This is a genomic window from Bacillus mexicanus (assembly GCF_050445615.1).
Classification (GTDB): domain Bacteria; phylum Bacillota; class Bacilli; order Bacillales; family Bacillaceae; genus Bacillus; species Bacillus mexicanus.
Genome location: NZ_JBCEYV010000001.1, coordinates 1,626,105 through 1,644,606, shown reverse-complemented (window position 1 = coordinate 1,644,606; position 18,502 = coordinate 1,626,105). Strand labels below are relative to the sequence as shown.

Genomic DNA, 18,502 nt, shown 5'->3' with positions numbered 1-18,502 from the left:
TGAAAAGGGAAAAGGAGACTGGAAAATGGTCAGTCAAGGAGCAGTCGTCTATATGGCAGTATCAGGGGCTATTGTGTTTTTATTGCTGATCGGGCTGATGGTATGGTTTCAGCGAAAGTACAGCACCTCATTTAAGGTCTTTTTATGGGCGCTCTCACGTATTTTGTCGTCTTTGTCCAGCTTTTGGAGAGCTTTATGTACCGCAGGGGAATGAACTGACGAAAGCCATGCAGACATCCATTGTGGTATGGCATTTACGGCTGTTTGATGGCCGGGATTTTTGAGGAGTGCGGCAGGTATATCGTGATGAGATTTTTTTGAAGCGCCATTATGCTTGATTGGATCGCTTAGCGTTTGGAACGGGTCATGGCGGGCTTTAGGTTATCTTGATGGCAGGCTTGTCCTCTAACTCGCTTATTGTATATGCATTTTTAATATGGAACGTTTGAACAGCTTTTGTTTAATGATGCCATTTTTGCCGATGCGGCAGAAGCTGCTGCATACTCCTTCATTTGAATGGCTGCTGGACGGAATAGAAAGAAGCAGTGCAATTGCCGTCAAAATCGGGCTGTTACTGCTTGTGCATTATGCGGTTCAAAACTGCCGGCCGCAGTTTTTGCTGTATGCTATTCTTCTGCATGCACTCTTTAATGTACCGGCAGTTTTATATCAAAAAAGAATAATAGAATCTGCTGCTGTTAAAAGTAAATCGCAGCCGTATCAGTCTATCTGGATTGTCAAAGCAAAAAGACTGTTACAATAAAAGGTCCAAGCAGCAGTGAAGCCCGCTTGGAAAAATGGGAATGGAAATATTCATGAAGCATGGGTCATCAGAATATTTCAGTCGTTACCAACGACAGCAAGAGTGTCTGTGTTTTTTACAAGAGAAACAATGGTGTTTCTTTTTCTTCTTTTTCTCGCAAGGGTCATGGTGTTTTTTCTTTTTCTCGCAATGGTCGTGGAAATCTTTATCGAACCACTCGTCAAAGAACCAAAAATCATCAAACCAATCGTGACAATGATGTTTCCGTTCATGTGAATGACGACAGCACATAGATATTCCTCCTCCTCCCATGCTCTCTACAGCATATGAGAGATTGATAGGAAAAGATTGGACGAGTTCCTCGGGAAAGGAGTATATTTTAAATAGAAAAATAAAAGGAGGAATCCCTGTGACGTCTGTACGCAAAACAATGGAGCTCATCAAGGAACTTGTATCGATCCCCAGCCCGACAGGAAATACATATGAGGTGATCAATTATATTGAAAGCCTTTTAAAAGAATGGGAAGTAGAAACGGTTCGGAACCACAAGGGCGGTTTAATTGCAACCCTTCCCGGACGCGACACGTCCCGGCACCGCATGCTGACGGCGCACGTTGACACCCTCGGCGCTATGGTAAAAGAAATCAAAGCTGACGGCCGGCTGAAAATTGATTTGATCGGCGGGTTCCGCTACAACTCGATTGAGGGGGAGTATTGCCAAATTGAAACAGCCTCGGGAAAAACGTATACAGGCACCATTTTAATGCATCAAACATCAGTGCACGTATACAAAGACGCAGGAAAAGCTGAGCGAAATCAGGAGAATATGGAGATTCGCCTTGATGAACCTGTTCACTGCCGAAAAGATACGGAAGAGCTTGGCATTGGCGTTGGTGATTTTGTGTCGTTTGATCCCCGCGTTGAGATCACCTCGAGCGGATTTATTAAATCTCGCCATTTAGATGATAAAGCCAGTGTCGCCTTATTGCTTCGTTTAATTCATCGAATTCAAACAGAAGGTATTGAACTGCCGTATATAACCCATTTTCTCATTTCGAATAATGAAGAAATCGGCTATGGCGGGAATTCCAATATTCCTGCTGAAACGGTCGAATATTTGGCGGTCGATATGGGGCTATCGGTGACGGACAGGCGACAGATGAATATTCAGTATCAATCTGTGTGAAGGATGCGAGCGGGCCGTATCATTATCAGCTGAGAAAGCATTTAGCCGATTTAGCTGAGAAGCATCATATCGACTATAAGCTTGATATTTATCCATACTACGGGTCAGATGCGTCAGCAGCGATCAAAGCGGGACATGATATTGTGCATGGACTCATTGGGCCGGGAATTGATGCTTCCCATGCATTTGAACGGACCCATCAATCGTCTCTTCGCCATACGGCCAAGCTTCTGTACTATTATGTACAGTCAGCGATGGTATAAGGGGAGAAGACGAAATGAAAATTTATGAGCTGAAAAGCACATTCGGCTGGGAAGGTGATGAGGGCTTGGGCGAACAGCTGATTCAGCAAATCCTCGCCGGTGAAAAAACAGCCACGTGCGCCCCGAAATCATTATATTCTAAAGATGAATTGAATGATGTGTATCAAACAGCCGGGCAGTTTGTTACCGTTTATGATAAGCATGACAAACCGAGATGCAATATAAAAGTGATAGATGTGTTTGAAACGACCTTTGGAGCCCCTGATATGAGGCTAGTCAAAGGAGAGGGCAATGGCGAGCGAATTGAGGAATTTCAGGGAGACCATCGGACGGCATGGGCGGAACTGATCAAAAACGGTGAACTGGACCTGAATCATGATACTGTTTTGATTACAGAGCTGTTTGAGCTTGTTCAAGATTAAAAAAAGCCTGCGGGGCAAGAACCCCGCAGGCTTTTCATTAACCGGAAATGGTTGCGTTTCGGTCTGCTTTAGCTTGAGACATGACCGTTTCAGCTTTTGCTGAATTAAACATGCCTTCCCATCTAGACATCACAACGGCAGCAAGCGCGTTACCAGTCAGGTTGACAACGGTACGTGCCATGTCCATGATACGGTCTACGCCGGCAATAAAGGCAAGTCCTTCAGCCGGAACGCCGATGGTGCCAAGTGTCGCAAGCAAGACAACAAAAGAAGTACCAGGCACGGCAGCCATTCCTTTAGATGTTACCATTAAGACGAGTACAAGCGTAATTTGGTGCCAAATTGTCAAATCAATGCCATAAACCTGTGCCAAAAACAGCGCGGCAATAGATTGATAGAGGACAGACCCATCTAAGTTAAACGTGTATCCGATCGGAATCACAAATGAAACAATACCTTTCGGACAGCCGATTTTCTCCATTTTTTCCATGATGCGCGGAAGAACCGTTTCAGAGCTGGACGTACTGAACGCCAGTAAGATTTCGTCCTTCATATAAGCAAGGAATTTGAAGATGCTGATGCCGGCAAGTTTTGCAACAATTCCAAATACGACAATTAAGAAGAAAGCAAGTGCGACATACACCAATCCGACGAGCTTTCCGAGAGAGAGAAGGGAGCTGAGTCCGAATTTAGATACAGTCACTCCGATAAGCGCGAAAACACCGAATGGCGCAACTTTCATCACAAGGTTTACAACGTGGAACATGGCATGGGATACACCTTCGAAAAAGGCTAAAACAGGCTTGCCTCTTTCACCGATTGCGGAAATACCCAATGCAAATAGCACTGTAAAGCAGATGATAGCAAGAAGGTCCCCTTCAACCAAAGACTGGAAGAAGTTTGTCGGCACAATATGCAAAAATGTATCCGCCACTGATTTATTACTTTGCTCTTTTTCAGTTTCAACATATTGACTGATGTCCGATTTTTGAGCTTCGTGTATATTAACTCCTGTACCCGGATGGAAGATGTTTGCAAGGGCTAGTCCGAGAATGATAGCAAAAGTTGTAATGATCTCGAAGTACAGAATTGTTCTAAAGCCTAATTTACCGACTTGCTTTCCATTTCCTGCACCGGCTACACCGATGATTAAGCTAGAGACAACAATAGGAATCACTATCATTTTGATTAAGCGTAAAAAGAGATCCCCGATTGGCTGCAATATAGTAGGCAATGTTGGGTTGCCATACCAAATAACGCCAACAATGACACCTAGAATAAGTCCAACGAATATTTGTGTGGCTAATCCAAACTTAATTCTTTTCATAGATTACCTCCCGAAAAACAAAGTATCAACATACATCATGAATAGACATATATTTAATCTCACTATTAGATCAAATTATAATAGATAAGAAATGAGTTCGTCTATAGCAAATTATATTTAGAAAATAAAGAATTTTCTAAAATAAAATAAAAATCATCATAATTATCTAAAAACAGGTGATCTTTGTCCTAACATGGTTGTTATTTCAAAATAAAAAAGTGTTTGAAAATAAAGAAAATCCCGCATGTGATGCGCGGGATTTTGCTCTTTTACAAATCGTTTACTTTTATACAGTCATTGCAGATATTGCCGTAACAATCATGCTGCTCTTCTATCTTTTTTCCGCATTCCGCGCACTTTTTCGAAGGTAGGTTTCTAAAAAATTCTGTGATTTTTCCCAGCATAACCAATCCCTCTTTCTTAATTTGAAGTGACTTCATTGTAATATAACAGATTGTAAAAATCAATATCTGTTTTGATACAATGTGTAAAACATGCTTTTTTTTAGAAAAATGGGTATATTGAAGGAGGATCAATTTTCTTGAAAAGATAGGAGGACATTATGAAATTTACAGTTATCGGATGCTATGGCGGTTTTCCGGCCGCAAATGAAGCGACGTCAGGTTATTTATTTCAGTCAGGTGATTACTCTCTGCTTGTTGATTGCGGCAGTGCCGTATTATCTAAGCTGTTCGGATATGTGCCGGCGGAAAAGCTTGATGCGGTCATTCTGTCTCATTATCATCATGACCATATCGCTGACATCGGGCCGCTGCAATTTGCCAAACAAGTTGGTTCCTTTCTGGGCAAAGGAGGGCATACGCTTCCGATTTACGGACATGATGCTGATATAGAGCAGTTTCAAAAGCTTACATATAAAACACATACGAAGGGGATCGCCTATCAGCCGGAGCAGCCGCTAGTTGTTGGTCCGTTTACGATCACTTTTTTAAAAACAATTCATCCGGTCACGTGTTATGCCATGCGGATTACTGACGGCAGCCATACTGTCGTATATACCGCTGATTCCAGCTATCAGGATTCGTTTATTCCGTTTTCGGAAAATGCCGATTTATTGATCTCAGAATGCAATTTTTATGCTGATCAAGACGGAACAAGCGCTGGCCATATGAACAGCCTGGAAGCCGGACGAATAGCAAAAGAAGCAGGAGCTGGAGAATTGCTGCTGACGCATTTGCCGCATTTCGGCGTGCATGACAAGCTTCGTGAAGAAGCGAAAACCGTTTTTAACGGTGAAGTGAATATTGCGAAATCAGGCTTTGTGTGGGAAGGATAAAGGAGGAGCATCATGTTATTTATCGACAATCAAAACATCAACGATCCGCGGATTAATCTTGCTATTGAGGAGTACTGTGTAAAGCATTTAGACCCTAAACAGCCATACCTGCTCTTTTATGTGAATCAGCCTTCTATTATCATTGGAAAAAACCAAAATACAATAGAAGAAATCAATACAAAATATGTAGAGGATAACGGAATTATCGTCGTCCGCCGTTTATCAGGCGGAGGCGCTGTGTATCATGATCTGGGGAACTTAAACTTCAGCTTTATCACAAAAGATGACGGGGACAGCTTTCATAACTTCAAAAAGTTCACTGAGCCGGTCATTCAGGCGTTGCGCCAGATTGGAGTTGAAGCGGAATTAAGCGGGAGAAACGACATTGTAGCGGGCGGCCGGAAAATATCCGGAAACGCTCAGTTTGCGACAAAAGGACGCATCTTCAGCCACGGCACTCTCATGTTTGATTCAGCCATTGATCATGTTGTGTCAGCATTAAAGGTGAAAAAGGATAAAATTGAATCAAAAGGCATCAAGTCGATTAGAAGCCGCGTAGCAAACATCAGTGAGTTTCTCGATGATAAAATGACGACTGAAGAATTCCGAAGCCATTTGCTTCGCCATATTTTCAACACAAATGATATTGGGAACGTGCCGGAGTATAAGCTGACGGAAAAAGATTGGGAGGTCATTCATCAAATTTCGAAAGAGCGCTATCAGAATTGGGATTGGAACTACGGCCGTTCACCGAAATTTAATCTCAATCACTCGAAACGTTACCCGATCGGGTCGATTGATTTGCGTCTGGAAGTCAAGAAAGGCAAAATTGAGGATTGTAAAATCTTCGGGGACTTCTTCGGTGTTGGGGATGTATCCGAAATGGAAAACCTGCTGGTCGGAAAACAATATGAACGCAGCGTCATCGCTGATGTGCTGGAAGGTGTGAATCTCAAGCATTACTTTGGGAATATTACGAAAGAAGATTTCCTTGATCTGATATATTAAGCAAAACACATTGTTTGAAAGAGCGGCTGCGTTTTTGAAATAATGAAGACAGGAGGGATTCTTATGAAAGTGTTTTTAATCGGAGCGAACGGAAAAATCGGTCAAAGACTCGTATCTTTATTCCAAGATAACCCTGATCATTCTGTCAGAGCGATGGTCAGAAAAGAAGAGCAGAAAGCGTCTCTCGAAGCTGCCGGTGCAGAAGCTGTGCTTGCGAATCTGGAGGGCAGCCCGGAAGAAATCGCCGCCGCGGCAAAAGGCTGTGATGCGATCATTTTTACAGCGGGTTCCGGCGGCAGCACAGGCGATGATAAAACGCTTCTTGTAGATTTGGATGGAGCGGCAAAAGCGATTGAAGCTGCGGATATCGCGGGAATCAAACGATTTATTATGGTCAGCGCCCTGCAAGCCCACAACCGTGAAAATTGGAATGAATCACTTAAACCTTATTATGTGGCCAAGCATTATGCTGATAAAATTCTGGAAGCAAGCGGTTTAACGTATACGATTATCCGCCCGGGAGGCCTTCGCGATGAGCCTGGAACAGGGGCTGTTTCAGCAGCAGCTGATCTTGAGCGGGGATATATCTCCCGTGAAGATGTTGCGAAAACGGTTATTGCTTCTTTAGATGAAGCCAATACGGAAAATCGGGCCTTTGATCTGACAGAGGGAGATACGCCGATTGCTGAAGCGTTAAAGAAACTATAACAGTACTGACACTCAGGGCTTTTTGCTCTTGAGTGTTTTTTTCTGTTTCTCTATAATGAAGGGGCAAGCTTTTCTTCAATAATGAATGACTATTCATTCACTTTAAGGGGTGGGAGAATGAATCTCGTTTCGCGATTGGAAGAGACAGCATCTGAGAAGCCCGATAGCATCGCATGCAGGTTTAAGGATCACATCATGACGTATCAGGAGCTGAATGAAAGAATTCAGCGCTTTGCACAAGGCCTTCAGGAAGCCGGTATGGAGAAAGGGGACCATCTCGCTTTGCTGCTTGGCAATTCGCCGGATTTTATGATCGTGTTTTTTGGCGCGTTAAAGGCTGGAATCGTGGCTGTGCCTATCAATCCGCTGTACACACCGACAGAAATCGGTTATATGCTGACAAATGGTGATGTAAAAGCAATCGTTGGCGTTGATCAGCTTTTACCGCTTTATGAAAGCATGCATGAATCACTGCCAAAGGTTGAGCTCGTCATTTTATGCCAGACGGGAGATGCCGAGCCGGAAGCTTCCGATCCAGAGGTCAAAATGAAAATGACAACGTTTGCAAAAATGTTGCGCTCGACATATGCCTCTAAACAAAGCCCAAAGCTTGTCCTTGATGATACCGCAGTTATTTTATACACGTCAGGAACAACCGGAAAACCGAAAGGCGCCATGCTGACCCATCAAAATTTGTACAGCAATGCCAACGATGTCGCCGGTTATTTGGGGATGGATGAGAAGGACAATGTGGTCTGTGCTCTTCCGATGTTTCACGTGTTTTGTTTAACCGTCTGTATGAATGCCCCGCTGATGAGCGGCGCAACTGTCTTGGTTGAGCCTCAGTTTAGTCCGACATCTGTTTTTCAGCTTGTGAAAGAGAGGCAGGCGACCATTTTTGCCGGTGTACCTACAATGTATAATTACTTGTTTCAGCATGAAAACGGAAAGGAAGATGACTTTTCTTCCATCCGGCTGTGCATCTCGGGAGGTGCAGCGATGCCAGTCACGCTGCTGACCGCATTTGAAGAAAAATTCGGAGTGACCATTTTAGAAGGCTACGGACTTTCGGAAGCTTCACCTGTCACGTGCTTTAACCCGTTTGACAGAGGCAGAAAGCCGGGTTCCGTCGGGACAAGTATCCTGCATGTCGAAAACAAAGTCGTAGATCCGCTCGGACACGAACTGCCCGCTCACCAAGTAGGTGAATTAATTGTGAAAGGCCCTAATGTGATGAAAGGCTATTATAAAATGCCAATGGAAACAAAGAACGCCTTAAAAGACGGGTGGCTGTATACGGGAGATTTGGCGAGACGGGATGAGGACGGCTATTTTTACATTGTTGACCGAAAAAAGGACATGATCATTGTAGGAGGATACAACGTCTATCCGCGTGAGGTGGAGGAGGTGCTCTACAGTCACCCCGATGTTAAGGAGGCGGTTGTCATTGGTGTGCCAGACGCTCAAAGCGGGGAAGCGGTAAATGGATATGTGGTGCCGAAACATTCTGGGGTAACAGAAGCAGATATCATTACGCATTGTGAAAAACATCTTGCAAAATACAAACGACCTGCTGTCATTACGTTTCTTGACGAGATTCCGAAAAATGCGACAGGAAAAATGCTCAGACGGGCACTGAAAGATATTTTGCCTCATTAATAGGAAAAAAGCGAAGCGGTGGGCTTCGCTTTTTTCAGTTTTAATCCTTTGCTTCTTTTTTCATAATGTCTCGCATCGCCTTCGTATCGTGTTTGTTTAATTTGTAGTATGTCCCGTCCTTCAAATAAACGGCTTCTTGGCTGCCGTCAATCCAAAGCCTGAATGAGTCGTACCGGTCTTTATGAAACTTGATTGTCCCTTCGTAATCAGGGGGTGACATTTTTTCTGGCTTCAGCTGTTTTCCCTGATTCATAATGTCCAGCATATCTTTGACGTGCTGTCTTTTTTCGATCTCGATTTTTTCCTGACTGCTTGAAGACAGCGTGATTAAATCCGCGTCCACCGATTGATACACATCGCCTGACCGACTGTAAAGATAGAAAAATGCAATAAACACAAGACCGATAACCACGATGGCTGCCACTATTTTTTTCATTTGCATCACTCCAAACATTGTTAGTTTTCCCAGCAATCAGGTTTTCCATGCTTAAATGGACGGAAAAGTGCGAACCTACAGCTTGGTTCTAAGAACTTGCATTTATGATTACAATAGAAGTAACGGGTTGATGTGAGGAGTGAGACGTTATGCGCAAGTGGATTGCGGCAGCAGGGCTTGCTTACGTGCTGTACGGGCTGTTTTTTTATTGGTATTTTTTCCTTTCTGGTGATTCTGCAGTACCGGAGGCTGTGAAAGGAACACAGGCTGACCCGGCTTCTTTCATGAAGCCGTCTGAATTGGCAGTGGCTGAGCGGTATTCGAATGTAAAGAATTTTTTATTTTTTATCGGGCTTCCGCTTGATTGGTTTTTGTTGTTTGTATTGCTTGTCAGCGGCACGTCAAAGAAAATCAAGAAGTGGATGGAAGCGGCCGTGCCTTTTCGGTTTTTGCAGATCGTTTGTTTTGTGTTTGTGCTGTCGCTGATCACAACGTTGGTGACGCTGCCTTTAGAATGGATAGGCTATCAAGTGTCGCTTAACTACAACATTTCCACACAGACAGCGGCCAGCTGGGCTAAGGATCAGGCCATAGATTTTTGGATCAGCTTTCCGATCTTTACGCTTTGCGTTCTAGTGTTTTATTGGCTGATCAAAAGGCGTGAAAAAAAATGGTGGTTATACGCTTGGCTGTTAACAGTGCCGTTTTCGCTGTTTCTGTTTTTTATTCAGCCTGTTATTATTGATCCTTTATACAATGATTTTTATCCGCTGAAAAATAAAGAGCTTGAAAGCAAAATTTTAGATTTGGCGGAAGAAGCCAATATTCCCGCTGATCATGTATATGAAGTGAACATGTCTGAAAAAACAAATGCGCTTAATGCCTATGTCACTGGGATCGGGGCTAACAAACGGATTGTATTGTGGGATACAACGCTAAACAAGCTTGATGATTCAGAAATTCTCTTTATTATGGGCCACGAAATGGGTCATTATGTCATGAAGCACGTCTATATCGGACTGGTCGGTTATTTGCTCGTGTCGCTCGCCGGGTTTTATGTCATTGATAAGCTTTATAAGCGGACGGTTCGCCTTACCCGCAGCATGTTTCATTTGGAGGGAAGTCAGGACCTTGCAGCATTGCCGCTGTTATTGCTTTTGGTGTCTCTTTTGAGCTTTGCGGTCATGCCTTTTTCTAATGCGGTTTCGCGTTATGAGGAAAATCAGGCAGACCAGTATGGGATTAGGCTGACGGAAAACAGAGAAGCCGCTGTTAAAACGTTTCAGGATTTAGCTGTGACGGGTCTCAGCCAGGTTGATCCTCCGATGCTTGTAAAGATTTTCAGGGGCAGCCACCCTTCGATCATGGAACGGATTCAACACGCGGAAAAAGAAGAGAATGAGGCGGAGCAATAGGATGATGGCAAGTAAAAAGAAGCAGGTATGGAGGAACCTGCTTCTTTTTTATATTATCGTGCAGCTGCTTCTACATTGATTAAGCCTTTTCCATAGTAGAAAGAGTTTCCAAGAGGTGTTGCGGTACTCTCTAAACGATTACGGACTTGCGTGTTTGTCCAAGTCGGGTGCTTAGAAAGAATTAACGCAGCTGCGCCGGCAACGTGAGGCGATGCCATTGATGTTCCGTTGTTGGAGCCGTATGCGCCTCTAGGAAGTGTGCTTTGGATGGCTACGCCTGGAGCCATCACATCCAGCTCAGGACCCACGCTTGAGAATGACGCTCTTTGGCTGCTGCTGTTTACCGCACCTACCGCAATAGCAGACGGATATTTTGCAGGATAGCCGACTGTGCTTGAGCTTCCGGACGAGCCTGAGTTTCCGGCTGCGGCAACAACTACAATACCGCTGGAAACGGCTTTATCAACAACTGTTTGCAGCGCTGCAGAACCTGAAGGTCCGCCAAGGCTCATGTTAATCACGTTCACTTTGTTTGAAATCGCCCACTCAATACCATTAATAATCCAGCTATATTGGCCGCTTCCTGCTGAATCAAGAACTTTTACTGCATATAAAGAGGCGTTTGGCGCTACGCCCAGTACACCAATTGAGTTATTAAGAGCGGCGATCGTACCGGCTACATGCGTGCCGTGAGAACTGCCGTCTTGGTATGGGCTTGGTTCAGAAGGGACGAAGCTTGCTCCTCCTTTGACGTTTAAGTCAGGATGAGAAGAGTCAATTCCGCTGTCAATAACGGCCACTTTTACGTTAGTGCCTGTGTAGCCTTGAGAGTGAAGAGCCGGCGCTTTAATTTGAGAAATGCCGTAAGGAACAGTTTGCGCATATTCATGTGCGATATGATCTTCTTCCACATATGCAACACTGGAATCTTGTTTTATTTCTTTTACAGCTTTCTGATCCAATGTTGCTGAGGCTGCGTTAACATATTTAAACTGCTTTTGAACTTTTCCGCCTTTCTCAGAAATAATATCCTTTTTCTTGGCGGTGCTCATTGTCTGTTTAAATCCGACAATGTACTTCTTTTCTGTACTGTTTTTACCGGAAGCCTGCGCAGACATGTTGCTGAACGCCATCGTAAAAACTAATGTTAACGCAAACAACAAACTGATCCACAATTTTTTGCTTTTCACTCTTTACCCTCTCCTTTTAGAAAATTCAGATTAGACTCATTTTGGAGACTATTCTGTTAATTTATTGTAATAGATGAACCGATATTTTAGTAGACCCATTTTTTTGAAATGATTTTATCTCTATTTAGGTATATCATCTCTCGTTATTTCCGTAGAGGCTCGAAATAACTAGTTTTAGACAGGAAAAAGCGAAAATAGACATGAGCAAATGTTCATTACGTTGGAATCTGATTTATTTTCAGGTTAAATGCTCCTGAGTCCCGAAAATCCCTGTCGAAAAAAATAATGCGAATGGCCTGCACTTGTTTTTGTAATGGTATTGAATACTATTGTGATATTTTTTCTGTGTAATTTGATAAAAGTATTTTAAAAAATAAACTTTATAGAAATTCCCACAAAAAATAAAATGAAACGATGTTAGAGAAGGAGGAAGAAATAAAATGAAGATTCGCCAAGCAAAGACATCAGATACAGCAGCCATCGCGCCGCTGTTTGACCAGTATCGGGGATTTTATAAGCAGGCGTCCGATCTGGGGGAGGCAGAGGCTTTTTTGAAAGCGCGTCTGGAATATGACGAGTCTATTATTTTAATCGCGGAAGAAAGTGGGGAATTCATAGGTTTTACCCAGCTCTACCTAACGTTTTCTTCTGTGTCAATGAAAAGAATCTACATATGAAATGACTTATTTGCGGCACCTCAGGCGCGAACAAAGGGAGCCGGCGGGCGGCTACTGTCTGCCGTAAAGGATTTTGCTGCAGAAAATGGGGCAAACTTTTATCGCTTAAAACTTAACACCACAATCGGACGGCAAGAAGTTTATATGGGCAAAACGGTTACGAAGAGGAAACTGCATTTGTTCACTATCATCTCAATGTGCCGAATGTCAACGTTATTTCAAGCTTTGCTGGCAGAGAAACAAGCCGATGATGTTTCAGTTCATGTGAAAACCATGTCAACAGAGGAGTTGCCAAAAGACGGTGTCCTGATTAAAATTGCTTATTCCGGCATTAATTATAAAGATGGCTTGGCTGGAAAAGCAGGCGGCAATATTGTCAAAGAGTATCCGCTTATATTGGGCATTGACGCTGCGGGTACGGTTGTCTCTTCCAATGATCCGCGCTTTGCAGAAGGTGATGAGGTGATCGCGACAAGCTATGAGCTCGGTGTCTCCCGCCATGGCGGATTAAGTGAATATGCTTCAGTGCCTGGTGATTGGCTGGTGCCTCTGCCAGCGAATCTTACTTTAAAAGAAGCGATGGTGTACGGAACGGCCGGATTTACTGCGGCACTATCGGTGCACCGGCTCGAACAAAATGGCCTTTCTCCTGAAAAAGGGAGTGTGCTTGTCACAGGAGCAACCGGCGGTGTCGGCGGAATTGCGGTATCGATGCTGAACAAGCGGGGTTATGAGGTGGCGGCAAGCACTGGAAACCGGGAGGCGGCTGGTTATTTGAAGCGTCTCGGCGCAAGCGAAGTGATCAGCAGGGAAGATGTCTATGACGGAACGCTTAAGGCACTGTCCAAGCAGCAATGGCAGGGAGCGGTCGATCCTGTTGGCGGAAAACCGCTGGCCTCGCTTTTAAGCAAAATCCAATATGGCGGAGCTGTTGCGGTAAGCGGTTTAACGGGCGGGGGAGAGGTTCCTGCAACGGTGTACCCATTTATTCTTCGCGGGATCAGCCTGCTCGGAATCGATTCAGTGTACTGTCCAATGGATGTCAGAGCGGCAGTTTGGGACCGCATGTCTTCTGACCTTAAGCCTGATCAGCTGCTGACTATCGTAGACAGAGAAGCTTCATTGGACGAAGCGCCGGATGCGCTAAAAGATATTTTGCATAATCGTCTTCAAGGAAGAGTGATTGTGAAGCTTTAACAGAACCAGCTTGCAGAGAAAGCGGTGTTTTTCTGCAAGCTTTTTTGTGTGTATAATGTGAAGCTATGATATAGACATAAATAGACGTTTCTTAGCTCCTTTCTAAATTTTTAAGTGGAGGAATGTTATGTATGGGGTGATTATTCAGCTCATTTTAGGATTATCGGTTCTTGCAGCTGGCTTTTTAACTCTAAAAAGAGAGTTGTCGATTGAACATGTTTCTATATCTTCATCTGATGAAGCCAAATTAGAAATGAAAAACTTCTTTAATGATCATGGCTGGTTTTATCTATCCGGAATAGCCCTTTTCATGCAGTTTGTTTTTCAAGGATTCCCATTCACATTTGAGTACTTTTTTCATGCGTTTATCATTAGCTCTGGGATCCAATCTTTATTTTATCTTTTCAATAAAAAAGAGCTGGGCTATAAAGTCTGTGCGGTTATTGTTGTTAGCTTTTTAGTCATTTATTTATAATAAACAAGAAAAAGAGAGTGATGATTCGTTTTTTCGATTCAACATAAACAACAAACCGACAAAGGCAACGATGGCAACCTGCATTAGGCGTATTATCAATCAAAAAGCAGACGGAGTCGATCGGCTACACAAGCATTTAGAAGGAAATCTATAGAGGAAACAGTTTTTCCTATCAGCTGAACTTTCTCTTCTCGATTTAAAAATAAATAGTGATAATGATTCTCATTGCGTGGTATACTATCTCTTGGATATGTTATTCTTAGAAACTGCATACAGGAGACTTGACTATATGAAAAAATCGCTGATTATTGTTACAGTTTTGCTTCTTTCTGTTTTAACAGCGGCCTGCTCATCTTCAAGCGGCAATCAAAACAGCAAAGGAAATAAAGTTGAAATCACACATGATTTAGGGAAGACAAATGTACCTGAGAATCCGAAGCGGGTTGTTGTACTTGAGCTTGGTTTTATCGATACGCTGCTTGATCTCGGTATTACGCCTGTCGGGGTTGCCGATGACAATAAAGCGAAGCAGCTGATCAACAAGGATGTGCTGAAGAAAATAAACGGCTACACATCTGTCGGCACTCGTTCACAGCCAAGCATGGAAAAAATCGCTTCGTTAGAGCCTGATTTCATTATTGCTGACACGACCCGGCATAAGAAAATATACGACCAGCTGAAAAAAATTGCGCCGACGATTGCGCTTGATAACTTAAACGCTGATTATCAGGATACCATTGACGCTTCCCTTACGATTGCAAAAGCAGTCGGCAAGGAGAAGGTAATGGAGAAAAAGCTGACAGCGCATGAAGAAAAGCTTAGTGAGACTAAGCGGAAAATCAATGTTCACAGCCAGTCTGTCCTTTTGATTGGAAATACAAATGATACGATTATGGCCAGAGATGAAAATTTCTTCACATCAAGACTTTTAACATTGGCCGGCTATCGATATGCGATCAGCACATCGGAAAACAGTGAATCAAGCAATGGCGGCGATTCAGTGAACATGAAGATGACGCTGGAGCAGCTGCTGAAAACAGACCCGGACGTGCTCATTCTGATGACAGGGAAAACAGATGACATCGATGCGGACGGCAAACGCCCGATTGAAAAGAATGTGCTTTGGAAGAAACTGAAGGCAGTGAAAAACGGACATGTGTACCACGTGGATCGCGCGGTGTGGTCGCTGCGCCGCAGTGTGGATGGGGCGAATGCCATTTTGGATGAGCTTCAGAAGGAGATGCCGGCTGCTCAAAAATAAGAAACAGACAGGCGAATGCCTGTCTGTTTTATTTAATAAAACCAGATAAGTGGCTGTTTATATTATAGTCTTTAATCCGCCATTTCTCTTCTGCAAATTCTATGTTGCTGAGGCAGGCGTTGACAAGGCGTGTGCCTTGAAGCTCTGGGTCACCGCCGGAAATTTCCGTCAGCAGTGCGTGAATCGCTGCGCCGTGCGCGACGATCAGCACCTTTTGATTTGGATACGCCTGGTTTACTTTTACCAAACCGCCCATCAGCCTGTCAGTGAGCTCCTCCAGCGTTTCCATATTCGGATAGATTTTATCCGGATAGCGCTTTGTCCGTTCTTCCAGCAGCATACCCTCCGCATCGCCGTAATCACGTTCCTTAAAATCATCCATTTCGACAATTGGAAGATGCAGAAATTCGTTAATGATTTCTGCGGTTCTTTTTGCTCTTTTCAGCGGACTCGTGACAATCACATCCCACGTGAAATCCTTTACGTATTCTCCAGTTTCTCTTGCTTGGCGTTCACCTGTCGCGTTTAGCGGGATATCGGTTTTGCCTTGGCATTTTTGCTGCAGATTCCAAGCAGTTTCTCCATGTCTTACTAAGCAAACGGCTGTCATAAAATCCCCTTCCTGACTTTGATCATACCGCTATTATACTAAACCAAAGCAACGCATCCTATGAAAAAGCCTACGCCAGAATCTCAAATAATAAAGCCAGTCCGATTCCGCCGCCGCTTCCGATGGCCGCAACCGCATATTGACAGTCTGTCCGTCTTTGCGCTTCATAGAACAATCTGGTTACAAGCGCTGCACCTGATGCGCCGTACGGATGGCCGAGAGCTAACGCGCCACCGCACACATTGATTTTTGAAAAGGGGATGCAGAGTTCTTGCGAGCAGACACAAATTTTGACAGCAAAGGCTTCATTGATTTCATATAAATCGATATCGTCAGGTGTTAGATTGTGTGTGATAAAGAGATTACGAATTGCGTCAATTGGTGCAGCGGACGGATATTGTGGGGGAATCCCGCTGACAGCACTGCCGATAAACCGGAGCACAGGCTGAAGTCCTAGCGCTGCCGCTTTTTCTTCTTCCATGACAAGGAGTGCGGCAGCTCCGTCTGAGATACCGCTGCTGTTCGCCGCAGTAACTGTTCCGGAGCTGGTGTCGAAAACCGGTTTTGCGCGGGAAATCAATGCTTCTATCGGCCGTTTTTTCAGAAATGCTTCGTCCGTTTCTAATTCTCCGAGAGGAACAATTTCTTCACTGTAAAATTCTCTATCATGCGCGTTTCGGCTGCGTTCATGGCTGAGAAGCGCATATTCATCCTGCATGCTTCTGCTGATGGAATAGCGTGCTGCCGTATATTCCGCTGCGAGGCCCATGTCGGGATCGCCGATAAAATCAGGAGAAAAGCGGGCCCGTTCTGAAAAAGGCGATTGGCTGCTGCTTTCTGAGCCGCCCGCGATATACATCGTACCGGCTCCCGCTTGAATGAGAGTGCAGGCATAGCGCACAGCTTCAAGGCCGGAGCCGCACTGTCTGTCAATCGTCATACCTGAAACCGATAAAGGCAGTCCGGCTTGGAGAGCTGACAGCCTGGCGAGATTGCCGCCTCTGCCGGTCGCGTTTCCGAGAATCACCTCGTCAATTTGATCCTCTAGCTTTTGGCTGAGACAGCTGATGAGAGGAGCCGCCAAATCTTCTGGGAGAAATGGCTTCAGCAGTCCGTTTTGTTTTCCGAAAATCGTGCGTTTTGCATCAACAATCACTGCGTTCAAGTTATTGCATCCTCCTTTAGCCACTTCTTCACGCTGGAACGGGCGATTTTTCCGCTGCTCGTTTCTGGCAGGCAGTCTGTGAACACCCATTTTTTTGGGATTTTATAGGATGCCAGCCTTTGTTTGCACCAGGCTTTCAGCTTTCTGGCATCCGTGTTTCCATGAATGACAGCCACAGCAATTTCTCCCCAATATTCGTCTGGGATTCCAACGACAGCAGCGTTTTCAACCTCTGGACATGAGAGAAGCACACGTTCAACCTCTTCTGGGAAAATATTCAGCCCTCCATATACGATCATGCCGTTTTCTCTTCCTGATATGTATAGAAAACCATCCTCATCAACACAGCCCATATCATCAACTGTCAGCCAGCCGGATTCATCAGGTGCGCTGCCGTTGACATAGCCGGAAAACCGCATCGGGCTTTTGACAAATATTTTTCCGATTTCTCCTGGCTGACAGCGTTCCCCCGCAGCATTGCGAATTTCAATCTGGACATTGTGAAACGGGCGGCCGGCTGAATCCGGCTTCTGTTTGCTGTCTTCAGGCGAGGAATATGTCACAAAGCTAAGCTCTGAAGTGCCGTAAAAATCGTATAGCTTGAGGTGAGGCCATGCAGCGGTAAGCTTTTTCTTAGATTCTGCCGGCCAGTCTGCACCAGATGAAATGATTTTAAGTGAGCTGTCCGGAAAGGCGTTAATCCGAGAGAGGGCATCTGTCATCGTTGGAACAGTATAGAGAACGCTGATGGATTCACGGCTTAGCCACTCCTTCGTTTGAACAGGAGAGAATTTTTTCAGCAAGCAAACTGTTCCTCCGAGAAACAAAGTGCTGACAGCCCCGTATAGGAAGTGAGAAGAGATTAACATTCCGGGAATCAGAACTTTATCCTGTGATGAAATTGAAAAGGATGCTTCCGTACAAGCAAAGCTCTCCATCCATGAGCGGTGAGATCGAGTGAAGGCCTTCGGTTTTCCTGTCGAGCCTGACGTAAACCCCATATAAAAGGGCTGTTCTGGATGAATGACAGGTGCAGGATCAGCCGATGCCTCAGAAATGTCCGCCATACAGTGATCCAGCAACATAACAGGTGTCTGGCTATCGGCTAGTTTGTTTTTGAAAAAGGCTGAAGTAATCAAAAGATCCGCATCGCTTATGGATAGCCGTTCCTTGCATTCCGCCGCGCTCCAGCGTGTATCGATGGGGATTGCTGTGCATCCTGCCGCTGCAGCTCCGGCAAACAGTTGTAAAAACGCCGGGCTGTTCGGGAGCAGGATCGCCACACGGTTCGGGATGTTTGGCAGCGACCGCAGCCAATTTGCGGTTTGAGAGACAAGGCGAGCCCAATCCCGGTACGTGATTTGCTCTGCTTCAGTTTGGATCGCCATACGGCCGGGCGATGCTTCGGCAATAGATGAATAGGGGTGCGTAATGCTCATGATA

The 18,502-nt window shown here is 44.6% G+C and carries 17 protein-coding genes and 3 pseudogenes; 13 read left to right on the top strand and 7 right to left on the bottom strand.

What is annotated here, in order from left to right; genetic code table 11:
* Positions 1-25: 25 nt before the first annotated feature.
* The 4 genes and pseudogenes from AAGG74_RS08890 (at position 26) to AAGG74_RS08875 (ending at position 2,634) form a co-directional block, all read left to right on the top strand.
* Positions 26-763: pseudogene (locus tag AAGG74_RS08890) on the top strand (YhfC family intramembrane metalloprotease).
* Between the two features lie 15 nt (positions 764-778).
* On the top strand, positions 779-1,039 hold the full coding sequence (locus AAGG74_RS08885; protein ID WP_225494207.1) for a hypothetical protein: 261 nt from the start codon (positions 779-781) through the stop codon (positions 1,037-1,039).
* A 133-nt stretch (positions 1,040-1,172) separates the two neighbouring features.
* Positions 1,173-2,212, top strand: a pseudogene (locus AAGG74_RS08880) (M42 family metallopeptidase).
* Between the two features lie 14 nt (positions 2,213-2,226).
* Positions 2,227-2,634, top strand: a complete 408-nt coding sequence (locus AAGG74_RS08875) for an ASCH domain-containing protein (protein WP_429675137.1) — start codon at positions 2,227-2,229, stop codon at positions 2,632-2,634.
* A 37-nt stretch (positions 2,635-2,671) separates the two neighbouring features.
* Here the strand turns inward: AAGG74_RS08875 and gltT are convergent, their stop codons facing one another.
* Together gltT and yhfH are read right to left on the bottom strand one after the other, a co-directional pair.
* Complete coding sequence (gltT, locus tag AAGG74_RS08870; RefSeq protein ID WP_162102048.1) at positions 2,672-3,961, bottom strand: glutamate/proton symporter GltT; 1,290 nt, start codon at positions 3,959-3,961, stop codon at positions 2,672-2,674.
* A gap of 269 nt (positions 3,962-4,230) precedes the next feature.
* Positions 4,231-4,365 carry a protein YhfH gene (yhfH, locus tag AAGG74_RS08865; RefSeq protein WP_274379691.1) on the bottom strand — a complete coding sequence of 45 codons (135 nt, stop codon included), beginning with the start codon at positions 4,363-4,365 and terminating at the stop codon, positions 4,231-4,233.
* 158 nt (positions 4,366-4,523) lie between these two features.
* Here yhfH and AAGG74_RS08860 point away from each other — a divergent pair, with 158 nt between their 5' ends.
* From AAGG74_RS08860 to AAGG74_RS08845, 4 genes are all read left to right on the top strand, one after another.
* The gene (locus AAGG74_RS08860; RefSeq protein ID WP_429675136.1) at positions 4,524-5,258 is read left to right on the top strand and encodes an MBL fold metallo-hydrolase; all 735 of its coding nucleotides are present in this window, start codon (positions 4,524-4,526) and stop codon (positions 5,256-5,258) included.
* Between the two features lie 12 nt (positions 5,259-5,270).
* Positions 5,271-6,266 (top strand): lipoate--protein ligase, encoded by a 996-nt coding sequence (gene lplA / locus AAGG74_RS08855; protein ID WP_162102045.1) that lies wholly within the window; start codon positions 5,271-5,273, stop codon positions 6,264-6,266.
* Between the two features lie 63 nt (positions 6,267-6,329).
* Entirely contained in the window at positions 6,330-6,974 is a 645-nt protein-coding gene (locus AAGG74_RS08850; protein ID WP_162102044.1) for an SDR family oxidoreductase, read from the top strand.
* A gap of 117 nt (positions 6,975-7,091) precedes the next feature.
* Positions 7,092-8,633 (top strand): fatty acid--CoA ligase family protein, encoded by a 1,542-nt coding sequence (locus AAGG74_RS08845; protein ID WP_429675135.1) that lies wholly within the window; start codon positions 7,092-7,094, stop codon positions 8,631-8,633.
* 40 nt (positions 8,634-8,673) lie between these two features.
* Here the strand turns inward: AAGG74_RS08845 and AAGG74_RS08840 are convergent, their stop codons facing one another.
* Entirely contained in the window at positions 8,674-9,069 is a 396-nt protein-coding gene (locus tag AAGG74_RS08840; RefSeq protein ID WP_162102042.1) for a YhfM domain-containing protein, read from the bottom strand.
* A gap of 149 nt (positions 9,070-9,218) precedes the next feature.
* On the opposite strand from AAGG74_RS08840, the gene AAGG74_RS08835 reads away from it, so the two are divergent.
* The gene (locus tag AAGG74_RS08835) at positions 9,219-10,484 is read left to right on the top strand and encodes a M48 family metallopeptidase (protein WP_429675134.1); all 1,266 of its coding nucleotides are present in this window, start codon (positions 9,219-9,221) and stop codon (positions 10,482-10,484) included.
* Between the two features lie 53 nt (positions 10,485-10,537).
* Here AAGG74_RS08835 and AAGG74_RS08830 read toward each other — a convergent pair whose 3' ends face one another.
* The gene (locus tag AAGG74_RS08830; protein ID WP_162102040.1) at positions 10,538-11,674 is read right to left on the bottom strand and encodes a S8 family peptidase; all 1,137 of its coding nucleotides are present in this window, start codon (positions 11,672-11,674) and stop codon (positions 10,538-10,540) included.
* 440 nt (positions 11,675-12,114) lie between these two features.
* Here AAGG74_RS08830 and AAGG74_RS08825 point away from each other — a divergent pair.
* From AAGG74_RS08825 to AAGG74_RS08810, 4 genes and pseudogenes are all read left to right on the top strand, one after another.
* Positions 12,115-12,602, top strand: a pseudogene (locus AAGG74_RS08825) (N-acetyltransferase family protein).
* The gene (locus AAGG74_RS08820) at positions 12,556-13,548 is read left to right on the top strand and encodes an acrylyl-CoA reductase family protein (protein ID WP_429675251.1); all 993 of its coding nucleotides are present in this window, start codon (positions 12,556-12,558) and stop codon (positions 13,546-13,548) included. Before AAGG74_RS08825 ends, AAGG74_RS08820 begins: the two are co-directional and overlap by 47 nt.
* A gap of 127 nt (positions 13,549-13,675) precedes the next feature.
* Positions 13,676-14,023, top strand: coding sequence for a hypothetical protein (locus tag AAGG74_RS08815; protein ID WP_429675133.1), 348 nt, complete (start codon positions 13,676-13,678; stop codon positions 14,021-14,023).
* Positions 14,024-14,312: 289 nt separating this feature from the next.
* Complete coding sequence (locus tag AAGG74_RS08810) at positions 14,313-15,284, top strand: ABC transporter substrate-binding protein (protein ID WP_429675132.1); 972 nt, start codon at positions 14,313-14,315, stop codon at positions 15,282-15,284.
* A gap of 28 nt (positions 15,285-15,312) precedes the next feature.
* Here AAGG74_RS08810 and phoE read toward each other — a convergent pair whose 3' ends face one another.
* The 3 genes from phoE to AAGG74_RS08795 form a co-directional block, all read right to left on the bottom strand.
* Positions 15,313-15,894, bottom strand: a complete 582-nt coding sequence (gene phoE / locus AAGG74_RS08805) for a phosphatase PhoE (RefSeq protein WP_429675131.1) — start codon at positions 15,892-15,894, stop codon at positions 15,313-15,315.
* A gap of 70 nt (positions 15,895-15,964) precedes the next feature.
* Positions 15,965-17,059, bottom strand: coding sequence for an acetyl-CoA C-acyltransferase (locus AAGG74_RS08800; protein ID WP_429675130.1), 1,095 nt, complete (start codon positions 17,057-17,059; stop codon positions 15,965-15,967).
* Positions 17,056-18,498, bottom strand: coding sequence for an acyl-CoA synthetase (locus tag AAGG74_RS08795; protein WP_429675129.1), 1,443 nt, complete (start codon positions 18,496-18,498; stop codon positions 17,056-17,058). The genes AAGG74_RS08800 and AAGG74_RS08795 overlap by 4 nt, the downstream gene beginning before the upstream one ends.
* Between the last annotated feature and the right edge of the window lie 4 nt (positions 18,499-18,502).